At 71.0% G+C, this 18254-nt stretch carries 14 protein-coding genes and 1 pseudogene; 9 read left to right on the top strand and 6 right to left on the bottom strand.

Annotated elements, in window-relative coordinates:
• Nucleotides 1–137: 137 nt before the first annotated feature.
• The 8 genes and pseudogenes from DK389_RS31650 (at nt 138) to DK389_RS31685 (ending at nt 8783) form a co-directional block, all read left to right on the top strand.
• A complete protein-coding gene (locus tag DK389_RS31650; protein ID WP_109895802.1) occupies nt 138–644 on the top strand; it encodes an A24 family peptidase in 507 nt (168 codons plus the stop codon).
• A 137-nt stretch (nt 645–781) separates the two neighbouring features.
• Nucleotides 782–1582 carry a Flp pilus assembly protein CpaB gene (gene cpaB / locus DK389_RS31655; RefSeq protein ID WP_109895804.1) on the top strand — a complete coding sequence of 267 codons (801 nt, stop codon included), beginning with the start codon at nt 782–784 and terminating at the stop codon, nt 1580–1582.
• 38 nt (nt 1583–1620) lie between these two features.
• Nucleotides 1621–3101 (top strand): annotated as a pseudogene (locus DK389_RS31660) (type II and III secretion system protein family protein).
• A 53-nt stretch (nt 3102–3154) separates the two neighbouring features.
• Nucleotides 3155–3892 carry a CpaD family pilus assembly protein gene (locus DK389_RS31665; protein WP_109895806.1) on the top strand — a complete coding sequence of 246 codons (738 nt, stop codon included), beginning with the start codon at nt 3155–3157 and terminating at the stop codon, nt 3890–3892.
• A 157-nt stretch (nt 3893–4049) separates the two neighbouring features.
• The gene (locus tag DK389_RS31670; protein ID WP_109895808.1) at nt 4050–5306 is read left to right on the top strand and encodes a CpaE/TadZ family protein; all 1257 of its coding nucleotides are present in this window, start codon (nt 4050–4052) and stop codon (nt 5304–5306) included.
• 50 nt (nt 5307–5356) lie between these two features.
• Nucleotides 5357–6790: a CpaF family protein gene (locus DK389_RS31675; RefSeq protein ID WP_109895810.1), complete on the top strand. Its 1434-nt coding sequence runs from the start codon at nt 5357–5359 to the stop codon at nt 6788–6790.
• Nucleotides 6790–7761 carry a type II secretion system F family protein gene (locus DK389_RS31680; protein WP_109895812.1) on the top strand — a complete coding sequence of 324 codons (972 nt, stop codon included), beginning with the start codon at nt 6790–6792 and terminating at the stop codon, nt 7759–7761. The genes DK389_RS31675 and DK389_RS31680 overlap by 1 nt, the downstream gene beginning before the upstream one ends.
• Before the next feature lie 59 nt (nt 7762–7820).
• Nucleotides 7821–8783: a type II secretion system F family protein gene (locus tag DK389_RS31685; RefSeq protein ID WP_109895814.1), complete on the top strand. Its 963-nt coding sequence runs from the start codon at nt 7821–7823 to the stop codon at nt 8781–8783.
• 242 nt (nt 8784–9025) lie between these two features.
• Here the strand turns inward: DK389_RS31685 and DK389_RS31690 are convergent, their stop codons facing one another.
• Nucleotides 9026–9886 (bottom strand): tetratricopeptide repeat protein, encoded by an 861-nt coding sequence (locus tag DK389_RS31690; RefSeq protein WP_418291988.1) that lies wholly within the window; start codon nt 9884–9886, stop codon nt 9026–9028.
• A gap of 105 nt (nt 9887–9991) precedes the next feature.
• Here DK389_RS31690 and DK389_RS31695 point away from each other — a divergent pair, with 105 nt between their 5' ends.
• Entirely contained in the window at nt 9992–11386 is a 1395-nt protein-coding gene (locus tag DK389_RS31695; protein WP_109895816.1) for a leucyl aminopeptidase family protein, read from the top strand.
• Between the two features lie 12 nt (nt 11387–11398).
• Here the strand turns inward: DK389_RS31695 and DK389_RS31700 are convergent, their stop codons facing one another.
• The 5 genes from DK389_RS31700 to DK389_RS31720 form a co-directional block, all read right to left on the bottom strand.
• Nucleotides 11399–12571, bottom strand: a complete 1173-nt coding sequence (locus DK389_RS31700; protein ID WP_109895818.1) for a M20 aminoacylase family protein — start codon at nt 12569–12571, stop codon at nt 11399–11401.
• Nucleotides 12572–12690: 119 nt separating this feature from the next.
• Nucleotides 12691–13131, bottom strand: coding sequence for a Cu(I)-responsive transcriptional regulator (gene cueR, locus DK389_RS31705; protein ID WP_109897002.1), 441 nt, complete (start codon nt 13129–13131; stop codon nt 12691–12693).
• Nucleotides 13132–13133: 2 nt separating this feature from the next.
• Nucleotides 13134–15632, bottom strand: a complete 2499-nt coding sequence (locus tag DK389_RS31710) for a heavy metal translocating P-type ATPase (protein ID WP_109895820.1) — start codon at nt 15630–15632, stop codon at nt 13134–13136.
• 236 nt (nt 15633–15868) lie between these two features.
• Nucleotides 15869–17128: an ATP-binding protein gene (locus DK389_RS31715; RefSeq protein WP_109895822.1), complete on the bottom strand. Its 1260-nt coding sequence runs from the start codon at nt 17126–17128 to the stop codon at nt 15869–15871.
• Nucleotides 17129–17179: 51 nt separating this feature from the next.
• Nucleotides 17180–18247, bottom strand: a complete 1068-nt coding sequence (locus tag DK389_RS31720) for a lysylphosphatidylglycerol synthase domain-containing protein (RefSeq protein WP_109895824.1) — start codon at nt 18245–18247, stop codon at nt 17180–17182.
• Nucleotides 18248–18254 lie beyond the last annotated feature (7 nt).

Consider the following 18254-nt stretch of genomic DNA (forward strand, 5'->3'; position numbering starts at 1 on the left):
CGGCGCATCGGCCGGAAGCGGCGGGACGCGACGCGCCCGTTGCTTCCGGCCGCCCGCGTCTCCGGATGCTCCGACGTTCGCTGCCCCTTGCGCGAGGGGGGCGACACGAATTCGGCCTCCACGGCAAGGCAAACCAGATGGCAACCCTCGGCCTCCTCGTCGTCTTCCCGTTCTTCATGGCCTACGCCGCGGCCAACGACCTCCTGACCATGCTGATCCCGAACCGGATCTCGCTGGGGCTCGTGGCCGGGTTTGCCGTCGTGGCCGCCACCGGCATCCTGAGCTGGTCCGAACTCGGCATGCATGTGGGCGCCGGCCTCCTCGTCCTCTCCATCACCTTCACGCTCTTCGCGCTGGGCAAGATCGGCGGCGGCGACGCCAAGCTCGCGGCGGCGACCGCCCTCTGGCTCGGCTTCGACCAACTCGTCGATTACGCCCTCGTGGCGGCCCTCGCCGGAGGCGCCCTCACGCTCGGGCTCCTCTTCGCGCGCTCTCATCCCCTGCCCTACCCGGTCGCCCGGCTGCCCTTCGCGCTGCATCTCCACGACGCCAAGACGGGCATCCCCTACGGCATCGCGCTCGCCTTCGCGGCGCTGATCGTCGTGCCGGACACGCTGCTCTGGGCCCGGGCCCTCGCCGGCTGACACCAGGACGCCTGTGCCGATTCCAGCCTGTGCAGGCGAACGATCGGTCACGTCTCCTTAACCGTAATTTGACGATTTCGGGTCCAGTCTCTCGGGACAGACGGTGATCGTGCCGTCGCCTCGGTTCCGGCCCGACGATGAAACCAGCCCGTCTCGCCGTCCTCGCCATCGCCCTCGTTGCGGGCGGCGGGGCCGCGTACCTGATGAGCGGAGACGAGCCGCCCCCGCCGCCCGTCGCCCAGGCCGAGCCGACCCCTCCGCCGGTGCCCGTCGCCGAGGTGCTGGTCGCGGCGGTCGAGCTGCCGCTGGGCCAGACGCTCCAGGCCGCCGATCTGCGCTGGCAGAAATGGCCCCAGGACGCGGTCGCCGCCGGCTACATCACGCGCAGCGCCTCGCCGAAGGGCATCGAGGAAACCGCCGGCTCGGTCCTGCGAGGCGGCTTCCTGCCCGGCGAGCCGATCCGCCAGCAGAAGCTCGCCAAGGCCGGCAGCGGTTTCATGTCCTCGATCCTGCCCGCGGGCATGCGGGCGGTGGCGATCGTCACCGATACCCGCGGCTCGAACTCGGCCGGGGGCTTCATCCTGCCCAACGACCATGTGGACGTGATTCGAACTTTCCGGGACGAGGAGGCCTCGCGCGCCGGCGGCGGCGAGGTGCAGCGCTCCGAGATCATCCTGCAGGACGTGCGGGTGCTGGCGGTGGGCCAGCTCATCCAGGAGAAGAACGGCGCCAACGTCGTCACGGGCGAGACCGCGACCCTCGCGCTGACGCCCGCCCAGGCCGAGACCATCACCCTCGCCCAGAAGGTCGGCGCCCTGTCGCTCGCCCTGCGCAGCCTCGTGGATTCCGGGCGCGGCCCCGAGACCGAGGCGAAACCTCAGGCGGATGCCGGGCTCACCGTCGTGCGCTTCGGCATCTCCCGGCAGCAGAGCCGGTGATGACGATGTGGCGTTCTGGCCGAACGAAGGCTCTCGCGATGACACCGACCCGTGGCCTCCGGACGGCCCTCGTTCTCCTCGGCCTTCTGGCCGCCTCCGGCGCGAGCGCGCAGGGCCGATCCGAACCCGGCCTCGGCGCCGCGCCGATCCTCACGGTGGGAGCCGCCGAGGCCTCGGCCTCCCGCAAGCTCGAGTTGACGGCCGGCCGCTCCGTGATCGTCGACCTGCCGCGCGACGCCAAGGAAGTGTTTGTGGCCAATCCCAAGGTCGCCAACGCGGTCGTGCGCTCGACCCGAAAGGTCTTCGTCATCGGCATGGAGAACGGCACCACGTCGATCTTCATCCTCGACGGGACGGGAGGGCAGATCGCCGCCCTCGACGTCACGGTGGCGCGCGACCTCAACCTCAGCATCCTGCGCCAGACGCTCAACCAGAGCATCCCGGGCGGCCGTTTCGACATCCGCTCGAACGGCGATTCAGTGCTGCTCTCGGGCACGGTGGGCTCGGCCGCCGAGGCGGCGCAGGCGATCGACATCGCCAACGCCTTCGTGGGCGTCGCCGGCACCGGGGCTGGCACGAGCCGCGGCACCGTCATCAACAATCTGACGATCCGCAACAAGGATCAGGTGATGCTGCGCGTCACCGTGGTCGAGGTGGCTCGCACCGTGCTCAAGCAGTTCGGCATCAACCTCAACGGCTCGTGGTCGAACCTCAACCTCGTCAACGCGACGCCGCTCTCCCTCTCGGGCGGCCAGTTTCCCTCGGGCAACCTCGCCTCGGCGACCATCAACGGCAGCGGCGGCGCGAGCCTCACGGCGACGTTGCGCGCTTTCGAGCAGGCGGGCGTGTCCCGGGTTCTCGCCGAGCCGACGCTGACCGCGATCTCGGGCGAGGCGGCCAAGTTCACGGCGGGCGGCGAGATCCCGGTGCCGTCGAGCCAGAGCTGCACGCCGAGCACGATCGTGGGGGGCAGCCCACCTGCGTCGTCGGCATCGCGTTCAAGAAGTACGGCGTCAGCCTCAACTTCACGCCGGTGGTGCTGGCCGAGAACCGCATCTCGATCCGCGTCGGGACCGAGGTCAGCGAGATCGACCCGCAGAACTCCTACACCTTCACGAGCGGCAACTCCACGACGGCCGTCCCCGGCCTCACCGTGCGCAACTCGGAGACGACAGTGGAACTCGCCTCCGGCGCCACCATGATGACCGCCGGCCTGATCCAGCAGAAGAACAAGGCGGCGATCAGCGGCCTGCCCGGCCTCATCAACCTGCCGATCCTCGGCGCCCTGTTCCGCTCCCGCGATTACCAGCGCCAGGAGACGGAGCTGATGATCATGGTCACCCCCTACATCGCCAAGGCGATGGAGCCGCGCCAGACGACGCGTCCCGACGACGGCTTCGTCGACGCGCAGGACGGGCAGGCGGTCCTCCTCGGCCGGATCAACCGGCTCTACGGCGTCGCCGGCGCCGCGCCGCTCGGGTCCGCCTATCGCGGCCGCGTCGGCTTCATCACCGACTGACCGCCCGCCTTCCGGAAAGCTCGCGGCTCACGACCACAGGACTCGCGCGAACGATGACGCTGCCCGCCCTCCCCCGCACGCCGCTCGCCCTCGCCGCGGTGACGGTGCTCGCCGCCCTGCTCGGCGCCTGCCGCGCCGAACGCGTGGCCACGACCGGCTCTCTCGCGCCGGTCGATTACCGGGCGCGCCACCCGATCGCCCTGACCGACGGGACCCGCAGCCTCGACGTCTTCCCGACCGGGATGGGCCATCTCGATCCGCGCCAGTCGGCCGATGTCGATGCCTTCCTGCTCGAGTTCCGGCGCTACGGGCGGGGCCGCCTCGTCGTCGATGTGCCGCGCGGCGTCTCGCCCGCCGCCGGGGCGTCGGTCGAGCGGACGGTCGCGTCGATCCGGCGTCTCGGTGCCGAGGGCGGCGTCCCGCCGGAGGCCGTCGTGATGACCGGCTACGCGGTCGCTGCCCCGCGTCTCGCCGCGCCGATCCGCCTCAGCTTCCAGCGGATGGAGGCCAAGGTGACGAGCCAGTGCGGGCTCTGGCCGCGCGACCTCGGGGTGAGCGACCCCGCCTACAGCCTCAGCAACGAGCCGAGCTGGAATCTCGGCTGCGCGACGCAATCGAACGTCGCCTCGCAGGTGGCCGACCCGGTCGACCTCGTGCGTGGGCGGACTGAGGGCCGCATCGACACGGTGCGCCGCGTCAAAGGCATCACCGACCTGCGCGACGGCAAGGATCCGTCAACCACATGGCGGCAGGATGGGCAGGCCAGCGTGAAGACGCAGCTCGGCAACTGAGTGCTCCTCGCAGCGCTTCCGGCACGCGGGAGCGCCCCCTCCTCCGGCCGCGGCGTGGCGGGGGGCGCGGGGGACACTGAGCCCGCCGCGCGGGACGGCGCGAGCGCCGGCCTCGACAGAACTGATCGCAACAGGAATCCGGAGCCGGAACCCCGCCATGTCGGACCATGCCGAGACGCCAGAGCGCATCATCGCCCCGGTGCCGCGGATCACGATCCAGGCCTTCTGCGAGACGGCCGAGACCGCCGCGCTCATCGAGAGCGTCGGTGGTGATCGGCGCATGCAGAAGGCCCATGTGAAGGTCCAGATGGGCGGCGGGCCGGCCGCGGTCGAGGCGTACCGTCAGGCGCCGACCCCGAACGTGATCCTCATCGAGACGCAAGGCTCCAAGTCGAAGCCGCTGGAATGCCTCGACGCCCTCGCCGAGGTCTGCGACCCGGGTACGAAGGTCCTCGTCGTCGGTCACGTGAACGACGTGCTGCTCTACCGCCAGTTCATCCAGCGCGGCGTCAGCGACTACCTGATGGCGCCGGTCGATCCGCTCTCGCTGATCGCCGCGGTGTCGGACCTGTTCACGGCGCCGGGCGTCAAGCCGGTCGGGCGCACCATCGCGGTCTTCGGCGCCAAGGGCGGCATCGGCGCCTCCACGGTGGCGCACAACCTCGCGTGGTCGATCGCCCGCGGCCAGGGCACGCAGACCGTCATCGCCGATCTCGACATCGCCCACGGCACCGCGAGCCTCAACTTCAACCAGGATCCGCCCCAGGGCATCGCCGAGGCCGTCTTCGCGCCCGAGCGCCTGGATGCGGCCCTCGTCGAACGCCTCCTCTCGAAGTGCAGCGACAACCTCTCCCTGCTCTCCGCGCCCGCGAGCCTCGACAGGACGATCGACCTCGCCGAGACCGCCTTCGACGGGCTGATCGATCACCTGCGCGCCGCCGTGCCCTGCATCGTCCTCGACGTGCCCCATCTCTGGTCCGCATGGTCGCGCCGGATGCTCGTGGCGGCCGACGAGATCCTGATCGTGGCCGGACCCGACCTCGCCTCGTTGCGCAATGCCAAGAACCTCGTCGCGAGCCTTCAGCACGGCCGGCCGAACGACCGCCCTCCCCGCATCGTGCTCAACGGCGTCGGCATGCCGAAGCGGCCGGAGATCGGCGCACCGGAATTCGCCAAGGCCCTCGAGACGGCGCTCTTCGCGAGCATCCCGTTCGAGCCGGCCCTGTTCGGCGCGGCCGCCAACAACGGCCAGATGATCGCCGAGGTGCAGCCGGGCTCGAAGGCCGCCGAGATCTTCGCCGATCTCTCCGCTTCCATCCTCGGCCGGCCCGAGGTGCGTCGCGGGCGGCCCAACCTGTTCGAGCCCCTGCTCGTGCCGATCCGTGCCAAGCTCGCGCGCCGGAAGGCGTCCTGAGGGCCGCCCCATGAGCCGGAACGCCTCCAGCGCAGACGGGAACGTGTCCCATGTTCGGTAGACGGCACAGCGCCGCTGCTGCGCCGGCCGCCGCGCTGCCGCAGACCAAGGTGGCCCCGCTCCAGGTCTCGGAGCCCGCAGCGCCGCGCCGGGCCGATCCGCCACCGCCGCCGCCCGCCGAGACGACGCGCTCCGAGGATTATTACCGCACGAAGAGCATGATCTTCGGCGCGCTGATCGAGGCGATCGACCTCGCTCAGCTCGCCCGCCTCGACACGGAGACGGCCCGCGAGGAGATCCGCGACATCGTCTCGGAGATCATCGGGCTCAAGAACATCGTCCTGTCGATCGCCGAGCAGGAGGAACTGCTCGACGACATCTGCAACGACGTCCTCGGTTACGGGCCGCTGGAGCCGCTGCTCGCCCGCGACGACATCGCCGACATCATGGTCAACGGCGCGAACCGGACCTTCATCGAGGTCAGCGGCAAGATCCAGCAGACGAACGTCCGCTTCCGCGACAACCAGCAACTGATGAACATCTGCCAGCGCATCGTGAGCCAGGTCGGCCGGCGCGTGGACGAGGCCTCCCCCATCTGCGACGCGCGCCTGCCCGACGGCTCGCGCGTCAACGTGATCGCCCCCCCGCTCTCGATCGACGGGCCGGCGCTCACGATCCGCAAGTTCAAGAAGGACAAGCTCACCCTCGACCAGCTCGTGCGCTTCGGTGCGATCTCGCCCGAAGGTGCCCAGATCCTGAAGATCATCGGCAAGGTCCGCTGCAACATCGTGATCTCGGGCGGCACCGGCTCCGGCAAGACGACGCTGCTGAACTGCCTCACCGCCTTCATCGAGCACGACGAGCGCGTGATCACCTGCGAGGACGCGGCGGAGCTGCAATTGCAGCAGCCCCATGTCGTGCGCCTGGAGACGCGGCCCGCGAACATGGAGGGCCAGGGCCAGATCACGATGCGCGACCTCGTCAAGAATTGCCTGCGCATGCGGCCGGAGCGGATCATCGTCGGCGAGGTGCGCGGACCGGAGGCGTTCGACCTCCTCCAGGCCATGAACACGGGTCATGACGGCTCGATGGGGACGCTGCACGCCAACTCCCCGCGCGAGTGCCTCTCGCGCATCGAGTCGATGATCACGATGGGCGGATTCACGCTGCCCTCGCGAACGTTGCGCGAGATGATCTGCGGCTCGGTCGACATCATCGTCCAGGCCACCCGCCTGCGCGACGGTTCCCGTCGCATCACCCACATCACCGAGGTGCTCGGGATGGAAGGCGAGGTCATCACGACGCAGGACCTCTTCCTCTATGAGATCCTCGGCGAGGACGCGAACGGCAAGCTGATCGGGCGGCACCGCTCGACCGGGGTCGGCCGTCCGAAATTCTGGGATCGGGCCCGCTATTACGGCGAGGAGCGCGCTCTGGCGGCCGCTCTCGACGCCGCGGCGGAGCAGGCCGGACCCGCGACCTGATGAGTGCCGTCAATCTTCCGGTCGCCGCCGGACTCGCCGCGCTCGCTGCGGGCGCCGTCGCCTACGCGGTCATCCTGCCGTTGTTCAGCACCGAGCGCCGGGCCGCTCAGCGCCTGAAGGCGGTCAGCGCCTCGGTCTCGGCCTCGGCGTCCCGAGGCGTTGCCGTCAACCGCCGCGAGCAGGTCGCCAAGACCCTCAACGACATCGAGGCAAAGAGCCGCGGCACCAAGGTGACGCTCGAGTTGAAGATCGCCCGGGCGGGCCTGACCTGGTCCAAGCGGACATATTACCTGGTCTCGGCGTTGCTGGGCCTCGTCCTCGGCTTCGCGCTCCTGACGATGACCGAGAACCCGATCGCAGGCCTCGGCGCCGCGTTCGCGGGCGGCATCGGGCTGCCACTCTGGCTCCTCAAGTACCTGCGCAAACGGCGCATCAACAAATTCATCCTGGAGCTGCCCAACGCCGTCGACGTGGTGGTGCGCGGCATCAAGACCGGCATCCCGGTCAATGACTGTTTCCGCATCGTCTCGCGAGAATCCGAGGAGCCGGTGCGCGGAGAGTTCAAGCAGATCATCGAGGCGCAGACGATGGGCCTCTCGCTCAGTGAATCGGTATCGCGGCTCTTCGACCGCGTGCCGGTTCCCGAGGTGAACTTCTTCGCCATCGTGATCAACATCCAGCAGCAATCGGGCGGCAACCTCTCGGAGGCCCTGACCAACCTGTCGCGGGTGCTGCGCGAGCGCCGCAAGATGGCGGCGAAGGTTCAGGCCATGAGCACCGAGGCGAAGGCGTCCGGCGGCATCATCGCCTGCCTGCCGTTCCTCGTCGCCGGCATCACCTACATCACGAGCCCCGACTACATCTCGCTCCTCTGGACGACGGATATCGGCAAGATGGCGCTCGGCGGCTGCGCCCTGTGGATGTCGATGGGCGTCTTCACCATGAAGAAGATGATCCACTTCGACTTCTGACGTCAGCCGGTGCGCGCCTCGGCGCCGAGGAAAACGAGGCCGCGGGGAAAGGGCCGGACATGGTCGAGAACATCGTCGGCAAGCTGACGGATCCCCGCTTCATCGGGGTGGCCCTCACCGGCGTCGCGGTGGCCGCCACCGCCTTCGCCGTGCTCCAGCCGTTCCTGGAGCCGGACGTCCTGGCGAAGCGGATGAAACTCGTCAGCGACGAGCGCGAGCTGATGCGCAAGCGCGAGCGGGAGAGGCTCTCGACGAAGGCGACCCTGCGGGTCGAGCCCAAAGCCTACATGAAGCGGGTCGTTGAGCAGTTCGACCTGCATCGCTGGCTCGGCACGGAGAGCGCCAAGCGCAAGCTGATGATGGCCGGCTACCGCGGTGTCGGAGCCGAGACGGGCTTCCTGTTCTTCCGCCTCGTGACTCCGATCGCGCTGGGTCTCGGGACGGCCTTCTACCTGTTCGTTCTGGAAGTTCTCGACCAGCCTGTCCTCGTGCAACTCGGCATCGTCATCCTGGCCGCCCTTCTCGGCATGAAGGCGCCCGAACTCTACCTGATGAACAAGGCCAAGAAGCGCCAGGCGGAGATCCGTCTCGCCTGGCCCGACGCCCTCGACCTTACCCTGATCTGCGTGGAATCCGGCATGGCGGTCGAGAACGCCTTCCGGCGCGTCAGCACGGAGATCGCGGCGCAATCGGTGGTGCTCGCCGAGGAACTCGCGCTGATGACGGCCGAGCTCTCCTACCTGCCGGACAGGCGCTCGGCTTACGAGAACCTCGCTGCCCGCGTCGGGATCGAGGCGGTGAAATCGATCTGCACCGCCCTGATCCAGGCCGAGCGCTACGGCACGCCGGTGGGTCAGGCGCTGCGCGTCCTCTCCCAGGAGAGCCGCGACCAGCGGATGAACGAGGCGGAGAAGAAGGCGGCCGCCCTTCCCCCGAAGCTCACCGTGCCGATGATCCTGTTCTTCCTGCCGGTGCTGTTCGTCGTGATCCTGACGCCGGCGCTGATCCAGGTGTTTCGCTGAGACGGTGACGCGGGGCCCCATGCAGCCGACGCCACACGCGCCGGCGCTCAAGGCGAGCTTTCTGACCGAGGGGATACGCGGTGTCCGGACGTGGGATGATGCCCGGCATCCGCTCGGGCCGGACCTCGATCCGTCACCCGGTCCTTCGCGCGAAGAGGAGGGAGCCCGCGCTCGACGTTCTCGGCGTCGGGGGGCCTCCGGAGCGCTGTCAGTCCGCCAGCCCGACGCGTCATGCGGCCGCTTCAGCCCCGCGTGGCGGGCTTGCGGGCGACCTGCGCCGCCTTCGCGCCGGGCGGCGCCACGAGGGTGCGCAGAGCCTGCGCATTGGACGCCGCCTCGTCCGGGGTGAGATCGCGGCGCATCGCGGCCTCCGCATCGGGGATGCGGCCTTTCAGGCCGAGCACGAGAGCGAGATTCTGACGCACGCGGGCGTCGGCTCCGGGCTGCTCGGCCGCGAGCCGGAGGGCCGTCTCAGCCCGATCGAGCTGACGCGAGAGCGCGTAGGAGAGCCCGAGATTCGACAGCACGGCCGGCTCGTTCGGGCGGATCTTCAGAGCGGCCTCGTAGAAGGATTGTGCCCGGGCATGGTCGCCGAGCTGGTCGGCGACGGAGCCCTGCGCGGAGAGGACCCGCCAATCGGGCTGGGCCGGCGTATGAGCGTTCTGCAGGACCTCGGCCGCCTCCTCGAAGCGCCCGACTTCGGCGAGTGTCTTGCCGTAGGCGGCCAGCACCGCGACGTTCTTCGGATTGCGCAGCGCCGCCTGCTGCAGGACCGCGACGGCCTGCGTGCGCTGACCGACGGCGCGCAGCGCCTGTGCATAGCGCATGGCGTTGCCGAGATCGTTGGGGCTCGAGGCGTAGGATTCGCCGAGCGCCTCGACCTCGCGGCGGGAGATCGTCCGCTCCGCCCGTGGGCTCGCGCCGAGGCCGAGGCTGGAGAGGCCCCCGCCGATGGAGCCTGTGGTCTCCGGCGATCTCGCCTGGCAGCCGGCTGCCAGGAGGCCGACGAGGATGGCTGCGGCGAGCGGCATCCGACGCGTCGGGCCCGCCGGCCCGCCCGTCACTGCCGAGACCTCTCCTGCAGTCGATCGCGCCGTGGTCATGCTACGCTCCGGACAGGCTGACGGCCGCGCTTCACGCGCCCGCCCTCCGGGTGATAGACCGTTAACCCTAATCTCCGGTTAAGGCTTGGGCCGCATTCCCCGCGCATGACGACGATCCCATCCTCGCACGAACTCCTGCCCGCCGGCGGCGCCGGCATCCCGATTTGCTGTGTCGGATCAGCCCTTTGGCCCGAGGTCGAAGCCACCCTATCGCCGTTTCAGAGAGCCTTCCTCAAGGCCACCGACTTCGCGCCCAAGGTCGGGCGTCTGGCGATGCTGCCAGGCGACGACGGGTCTCTCGCCCGGATCCTGTTCGGGCTCGGCGACGCCGAGGGCCCGGCCCGCGACCGGCTCGCCGCCGGCAAGCTTCCGTCCCTGCTGCCGCCGGGCAGCTACCGTTTCGAGCCGGCGGGAATCGATCCGGCCGAGGCGGCGCTCGCGTGGCTTCTCGGCAGCTACCGTTTCGGGCGCTACCGGGAGGCGAAGGGCGAGCGGCCGCGTCTCGTCGCGCCGGACGGCGTCGATTCTGCGGAGATCGAGCGGATCGCGGCCGCCGTCGCGATGGGCCGCGACCTCGTCAACACACCGGCGAACGATCTCGGTCCGGCCGAGATCGAAACGGCCGCGCGCGATCTCTCGCGGCACCACGGCGCGTTGATCGCGATCATCGCAGGCGAGCCGCTGGCGCGCGACTTTCCGCTCGTGCACGCGGTCGGCGCGGCCTCCGTGCGGGCACCCCGGCTGATCGACCTGACCTGGGGGGCGCCGGACGCGCCGCGCGTCACCCTCGTCGGCAAGGGCGTGGCCTTCGACACGGGCGGCCTCGACATCAAGCCCTCCGCCGGCATGCTCCTGATGAAGAAGGACATGGGCGGGGCCGCCGCCGCGCTCGCCGTCGCCGACATGGTGATGGGGGGCGGGCTGAACCTGCGGCTGCGCCTCGTCATCCCCGCCGTCGAGAACGCGGTCTCGGGCGCGGCCTTCCGGCCCGGCGACGTGCTGGCGAGCCGCGCGGGTCTCAAGGTCGAGATCGGCAACACCGACGCGGAAGGGCGCCTGATCCTCGCGGACGCGCTCGCCCTCGCAGACGCGGAGGAGCCGGAGCTCCTGATCGACTTCGCGACCCTGACCGGCGCGGCGCGGGTGGCGCTCGGGCCGGACCTGCCGGCCTTCTTCACGGAGGACGACGACCTCGCCCGCGCCGTCGCGGAGGCGGGAGCGGAGGCGGCCGATCCAGTCTGGCGCCTGCCGCTCCACGCGCCCTACGCGAGCCTCCTCGACTCGAAGGTCGCCGATCTCAACAACGTCTCGGGCGGTCCCTTCGCGGGCGCGATCACGGCGGCCCTGTTCCTGCGCCGCTTCGCGCCGAAGACGCGGGCGCACGTGCATTTCGACCTCTACGGGTGGAATCCGTCCACGAAGCCGGGCCGACCCGAGGGCGGCGAGGTGCAGACGGCGCGGCTCGTCTACGGGCTGCTCAAGAGCCGCTACGGACGCTGACGGGGGGCGCCCTCATCTCGTCAGCGGCAGCCCCGTCTCGATGAGCCGGGCCCAGAGCGAGGCGCCGTAGGGGGCGGCTTCGTCGCAGAAATCGTATTCGGGGTGGTGCAGCCCCGCGCTCGGCCCGTTGCCCATGAAGATGTAGGCGCCGGGCCGGTGCTCGAGCATGTAGGAGAAATCCTCGGCCGCCATCAGCGGCGCGACGGCCCGGTCGACCTGCGCCTCGCCCACGATCTGCGCCGCGACGTCGGCCATGAACCGGGTCTCGGCCGGGTGGTTCTCCGTCACCGGATAGCTGCCGCTGAAATCGATCTCGCCCGCGGCGCCGAAGGCCGCCGAGACGTTTCGGACGATCTCCCGCACCCTGTCCTTGATCGTGTCCCGCACCTCTTGCGAGAGGGCGCGCAGGGTGCCCCTCAGGGTGACGCAGTCGGGCAGCACGTTGAACGCCTCGCCGGCTTCGAGTGCGCAGACCGAGACCACGGCCGAGTGCAGCGGATCGACCGAGCGGGCGGCGATCGATTGCAGGGCGACGATGACGTGGCTCGCCACCAGCACGCTGTCGACCGCGTGCTGCGGCAGGGCGGCGTGGCCGCCGCGGCCGCGGATCGTGATGGTGAAGCGGTCGGTCGAGGCCATGATCGGGCCGGGGCGGATCGCGAACCGCCCGACCGGCAGGTTCGGGATGTTGTGCAGGCCGTAGACCGCCTCGATGCCGAAGCGCTCCATCAGCCCGTCATGCACCATCGCCTCGCCGCCGCCGCCGCCCTCCTCGGCGGGCTGGAAGATTATCACGGCGGTTCCGTCGAAGCTTCGGGTCTCGGCGAGGTAGCGGGCGGCGCCGAGCAGCATCGCCGTGTGCCCGTCATGCCCGCAGGCGTGCATCCTGCCCGGCACGACCGAGCGGTAGGGCAGGTCCCGCACCTCCTGGATCGGCAGGGCGTCCATGTCGGCCCGCAGGCCGATCGCCCGGTTCGAGGCGGCGCCGCGCCCGCGGATGACGCCGACGACGCCGGTGCGGCCGATGCCGGTGACGACGGCATCGCATCCGAAACCGGTCAGCTTCTCGGCCACGAAGCCCGCCGTCCGCTCGACGTCGTAGAGCAGCTCCGGATGGGCGTGCAGGTCGTGGCGCCACGCGGTGATCTCGTCCGCGAAGGCGCCGATGCGGTCGACGAGGGGCATGGCTCTCGAAAGGTCTGTCAGAGCGGAGGGTGAGGCGGATCGTCCGGCCGGCCAAGCCCTCTCGCCGGGCTCGCCGGACTTGCCACCAGCAAACAGGAGGCCAACCCCGGGGTCAACGGTCAGGCGCGGTGCGGCGCCGGGACCCTCTCGGGCGTTCGCTCCGCGAGGTCGTCGAGGATCGGGCAATCGGGCCTGTCGTCGCCGCAGCAGCGCTCCGCGAGGTCCGCGAGCGTCCCGGCCATGCCTTCGAGCTCCGCGATCCGGCGCCGGAGCGCCGCGACATGGTCGAGGGCGATGGCCTTCACCTGCGCGCTCGACCGGGTCCGGTCCCGCCACAGGGCGAGCAGATCGCCGATCGCGTCCATCGAGAAGCCGAGGTCGCGGGCCCGGCGCACGAAGCGAAGGCTGTGCAGGTCGGCGGGACCGTAGGTCCGGTAGCCGCTCTCCGCTCGGACCGGCGCCGGCAGCAGGCCGATCGACTCGTAGTAGCGGATCATCTTGGCCGAGACGCCGCTCAGCCGCGCCGCCTCCCCGATCGTGACCCGCTCCGGCGCCCGCACGCTCATGCCGGCCGCTCCACCAGAGTCCCGCCATCCCGCTCCTTCGCCGCGGGGCGGCCGCCGGCCCGGCGCAGGCGCAGGGCATTGCCGACGACGAAGACGCTCGACAGGGCCATCGCCCCGGCCGCGAGCACCGGCGAGAGGGCGGGTCCGCCAAACAGCGTCAGCGCACCCGCCGCCACCGGGATCAGGGCGGCATTGTAGGCAAACGCCCAGAACAGGTTCTGGCGGATGTTGCGCATCACCGCCCGCGACAGGTCGAGCGCCGTGACGAGGCCGTCGAGGGCGCCCGACATCAGAACCACGTCCGCGCTCTCGACCGCGATGTCCGTGCCGCTGCCGATCGCGATGCCGACATCGGCCTCGGCAAGGGCGGGCGCGTCGTTGATGCCGTCTCCGACGAAGGCCACGGGGCCGTGCGCGGAGCGGTAGGCGCGCACCGCCTCGACCTTGCCCGCCGGCAGCACCTCGGCCGCGACCTCGGCGATGCCGAGGGTGCGGGCGACGCCCTCGGCGGTCGCCCGGTCGTCCCCCGTCACCATTGCCACGGCGAGCCCGCGCGCGCGCAAAGCCGCCACCGCGTCGATAGCGCCCGCCTTGATCGGGTCGGCCACCGCGACGAGGGCCGCGAGCCGTCCGTCGATCGCCGCGTAGAGCGGAGAGCGTCCGGCGGCGGCAAGGCGTTGCGCCTCCGCGGCCAGCGCCTCCGTGCCAACCCCGAGGCGCTCCATGTAGCGGCGGGCGCCGATCGCGACGGGACGGCCACCGACGCGGCCCGTGACGCCGTAGCCGGGCACGGCCTCGAAGTCCTCCACCGCGCCGAGGGCGAGCCCCCGCTCGCGCGCGGCCGCGGCGACCGCCCCGGCGATCGGGTGTTCCGAGCGCGCCTCGACGCTCGCCGCGAGGGCCAGCACCTCGGCCTCGGCGGCGCCCGGCACACAGATCAGATCGGTCAGACGCGGGCGCCCCTCGGTCAGCGTGCCCGTCTTGTCCAGGGCGACGACGCGGACGCCGCGCAGGGCCTGCAGGGCGGCGCCATTGCGGAACAGCACCCCGCGCTCGGCCGCGCGTCCGGTTCCGACCATGATCGAGGTCGGCGTCGCGAGACCCATCGCGCAGGGGCAGGCGATGATCAGCACCGCGATGGCGTTGACGAGGGCGGGGCCGAGCGCCGGCGCGGGGCCGAGGGCGAGCCAGACCAGGAAAGTGGCGACGGCGATCGCCATCACGGCCGGCACGAAGCGGCCGGTCACCCGGTCGACCAGCGCCTGGATCGGAAGCTTGGCGCCCTGCGCCGCCTGGACCATCCTGACGATCTGCGCGAGCACCGTGTCGGCGCCGACCCGCTCGACCCTGAGATCGAACCCGCCCTGGCCGTTGAGCGTGCCGCCGACCGTCGCGGCGCCCGCTTCCTTTCGGACGGGCACGGGCTCGCCCGTGACCATGCTCTCATCGACGTAGCTCGCCCCCGACACGACGGTGCCATCGGCCGCGACCCGCTCGCCGGGCCGCACCCGGACGATGTCGCCGACCCGGAGGCCGTCGAGGCCGATTTCGGTCTCCGCGCCGTCGCGGATGACGTGGGCGGTCTTCGGCGCCAGCCCGACGAGGCGGGCGATGGCAGCGCCCGTGCGGCCCTTGGCGCGCGCTTCGAGGAAGCGCCCGAGCAGGATCAGGGTGACGATGAGGACGGCAGCCTCGAAGTAGAGATGCGCGCTGTCCGCCGGGAGCCAGCCGGGCACGAGGGTCGAGGCGAGGGAGTAGAAGTAGGCCGCGCCGGCGCCCAGCGCGACGAGGGCGTTCATGTCCGGGTGTCCGCGCAGCAACCCCGGCACGCCGAGGGCGAAGAAGCGCCGCCCGGGGCCCGCAAGCACCAGCGTCGCGAGTGCAGCCTGCAGGAAGGCCGGCGCCTGCGCCCCGGCGAGGCCGAGCATCGCGTGGTGGAAGCCGGGCACGAGATGGCCACCCATGTCGATGACGACGATCGGGAGCGAAAGCAGGGCCGCGACGGTGAGGTCGCGCCGAAGCCGTTGCGCCTCCGCGGCATTGCGGTCTGCCGGCGCGAGAGCGGCGCCGTCCGCCCGCGCCCTGTAGCCGGCGGCCTCTACCGCGGCGATCAGCTCGTCGATCGCGACGAGACCGTCGGGGTTGCGCACCCGCGCCTCGGCGGTCGCGAGGTTGACGCTCGCCGCGGAGACGCCCGGCACCGCGGCCAGAGCGGCCTCGACGCGGGTGACGCAGGACGCGCAGGAAAGTCCCTCGACCTGCAGCACCGTCTCCGCCTCGGGGATCGCGTAGCCAGACGCCGCCACGGCCTTCGCGACCTCGCCCGGCGATGACGACGCTCCGAGAACGAGGCTCGCGCGGCCGTTCGCGAGATTCACGGACACGTCGCGGGCGCCGCGAAGCGCGGCGAGTGCCCGCTCGACGCGGCCGACGCAGGACGCGCAGGACAGGCCGGAGACAGGAAAGCTCAGGGTGCGAAACGGGGCATCGGACATGGGAGCGGATCGGGCCTGTTCATCCATGCACCCCATGTGGGGCTTCCCATGATGGGAAGGTCAAGGGCCGCTCGGTCGCATGCCCGGACATGCGCCGCCAAGCTGCGGCCGCCCGCCAAGCTGCGGCCGCCCGCCAAGCTGCGGCCGCCGTCGGCAGGGCGCCTGGCGGGCCCCCGTCGCGGCAGGCCTTCACCGCCCGATCGTTCGGGCTCCTGGGACGCCCGGGGCGAGACGGCTCAGGAGGCGGCCCCTGTCCTGCCCGGCTCCCGCTCGGGCAACCGGACGCGAACGACGGTTCCGCGACCGATCTCGCTCTCGATCGTCAACCGCCCGCGGTGGCGGTTCAGGGTGTGCTTGACGATCGCGAGGCCGAGGCCCGTCCCGCCCTGCTGGCGGCTCGACGTCACGTCGACCCGGTAGAACCGCTCGGTGAGGCGGGGGATGTGCTCGGGCGCGATGCCGGCACCATCATTCGTGACGGCGAGTTCGATCTCGGGCTCGCCGAGCCGCCCGAGCGGGTCGCGGGCAAGCGAGACCGTCACGTGGGCGCCGCCATACTTCACCGCGTTCTCGATCAGGTTCTCCACCACGCGCAGAAGCTCGTCGCGGCTGCCGAGGACGGGATAATCCCCCTCCTCCGCCCGCAGCGTCACGGAAACGCCGCGCTCCGCCGCGAGCGGGCCCTGCGCGTCCACCATCTGGCGGGCGATCTGCCCGAGATCGACCGTCTCGGTCGGCGCGACGTGCTCGCGCAACTCGATCCGCGACAGGGAGAGCAGATCGTCGATGAGCCGCGTCATCCGCTGCGCCTGCGTGCGCATGATGGCGAGGAAGCGCTCGCGCGCAGCGACGTCGTTGCGGGCGGGGCCCTGCAGCGTCTCGATGAAGCCGAGGAGCGAGGCGAGCGGTGTCCGCAGCTCGTGGCTGGCATTGGCCACGAAATCGACCCGCATCGCCTCAAGCCGCTGGGCCGAGGTGAGGTCGCGCAGGAACAGCACCACGTTCGGCTGACCCCCCGCCTGCGGCATCGGCAGGGCGCCGATCTGCACCTCGAAGCTTCGCTCGGTCGGCACGCGTGTGGCGTAGCCGGTCTTCAGGGGCTGGCCGGTCCGCAGGACCGCCTCGATGCCGTCGAGGATCTCCGGCGCCCGCAGGGCGAAGGAGAGCGGGTGGCGCAGCTTCAGGTTCGGGAAGAGTGCTCGGGCGGCGGGGTTTGCCTCGATGACGACGGAGCGGCGATCGATCAGGATGACGGGATCGGGGATGTTGGCGAGCAGCGCCTCGGCGATGGCGTGGCGGGCCGGGCTCGCGGCCTCCAGCGGCGCGGCGACGGGGACACGTTGGCGTCCGCCGATCGCCCCTCCGAGGCCGGCGGCGGCGAGGGAAGCGGCAACGAGGGCGAGATCGAGGCTTCCGTCGAGCCAGGCGACGGCGAGCAGGAAGGCTGCCGCCACGCTCGCCCCCGTCCAGGCGGCCCGGCGTGCGCCCTCTTCCATCAGCGGATCGCGACCATCGAGAGAGGCGCCCTCAGCGACGGGCAGGAGGCGTCACGGCCGCCCGTCCGGATCGGCGCCGCGGCGCACCTGCTGCGCCCGCTTGAAGATCTCGTAGGCCCCGAGCATCGCGAGGGCGAGGATGAAGGGCACGAGGTAGTAGCAGACCCGGAACAGCAGCAGCGAGCCGAGCACCTGGTCCCGCGGCAGGCTGGACAGGGCGAGAAGGATCGTCGCCTCGAACACCCCGAGGCCGCCCGGCGCGTGGCTCGCGATGCCGAGCATGGCGGCGAGCACGTAGACGGCGAGGAATGTGGTGAAGCCGATCGTCAGGCCCGGCGGCAGCAGCACGTAGAGCACGGCCGCGGCGGCGCAGACGTCGCCGATGCCGACGAGCATCTGGCTGAAGGAGACCGAGGCGCCGGGCAGTTCCAGCCGCCAGCCCTTCACCTTCACGCTGCGCCGCTTGAGCGAGACCCAGGCGAGATAGCCGAGCACCGCGACGAGGGCGGCGAGGCCGACCCCCTGGTTCAGCCGGATCGACGTGAAGGTCAGTCCCGCGAGCTGGCCCGCCTCGACGATGAGGCTGAGGCCCAGCACGACGCCCATGCCGAGCCAGAAGGTGAAGCCCGCGATCACTGTGAGCGCGGCGATCTTCGGGGCTGACAGCCCTTCCCGGGAGTAGATCCAGTAGCGGATCGTTCCCGCCGTGAAGAGCGGGAAGCCTAGGGTGAAGCTCACCGCGTAGCTCGTGAACGAGGCGAGCGCCGTGATGCGGTAACGGACCTTCACCTTGAGCTGGCGCAGCGCCAGCGCGTCGTAGCCGGTGAGGAACAGGTAGCTCACGCAGACGAACAGGAAGGCGAGGCCGAGCTGCTTCGAAGTCGCCGCCGTGAAGGCCGCGTGCAGCTCCGACCACGTGACGGTCTGGACGAGCTTCCACAGGACGCCGATCGACACCGCGAACAGGATCACGCTCGCGGCGGTGCCGATCCAGGCGTAGCGGCTCCGCATCCCCGAGGACCGGGCGACCTGCGGCACGCCGGCGGCTTCCGCCGTCCGATCGGCCTCGATCGCCTCGGCGTCGTCGAGCGCCTTCTGATGCTGTCCGACAAAATTCATGAATTCG

It is taken from the genome of Methylobacterium durans, assembly GCF_003173715.1.
GTDB classification, from domain to species: domain Bacteria; phylum Pseudomonadota; class Alphaproteobacteria; order Rhizobiales; family Beijerinckiaceae; genus Methylobacterium; species Methylobacterium durans.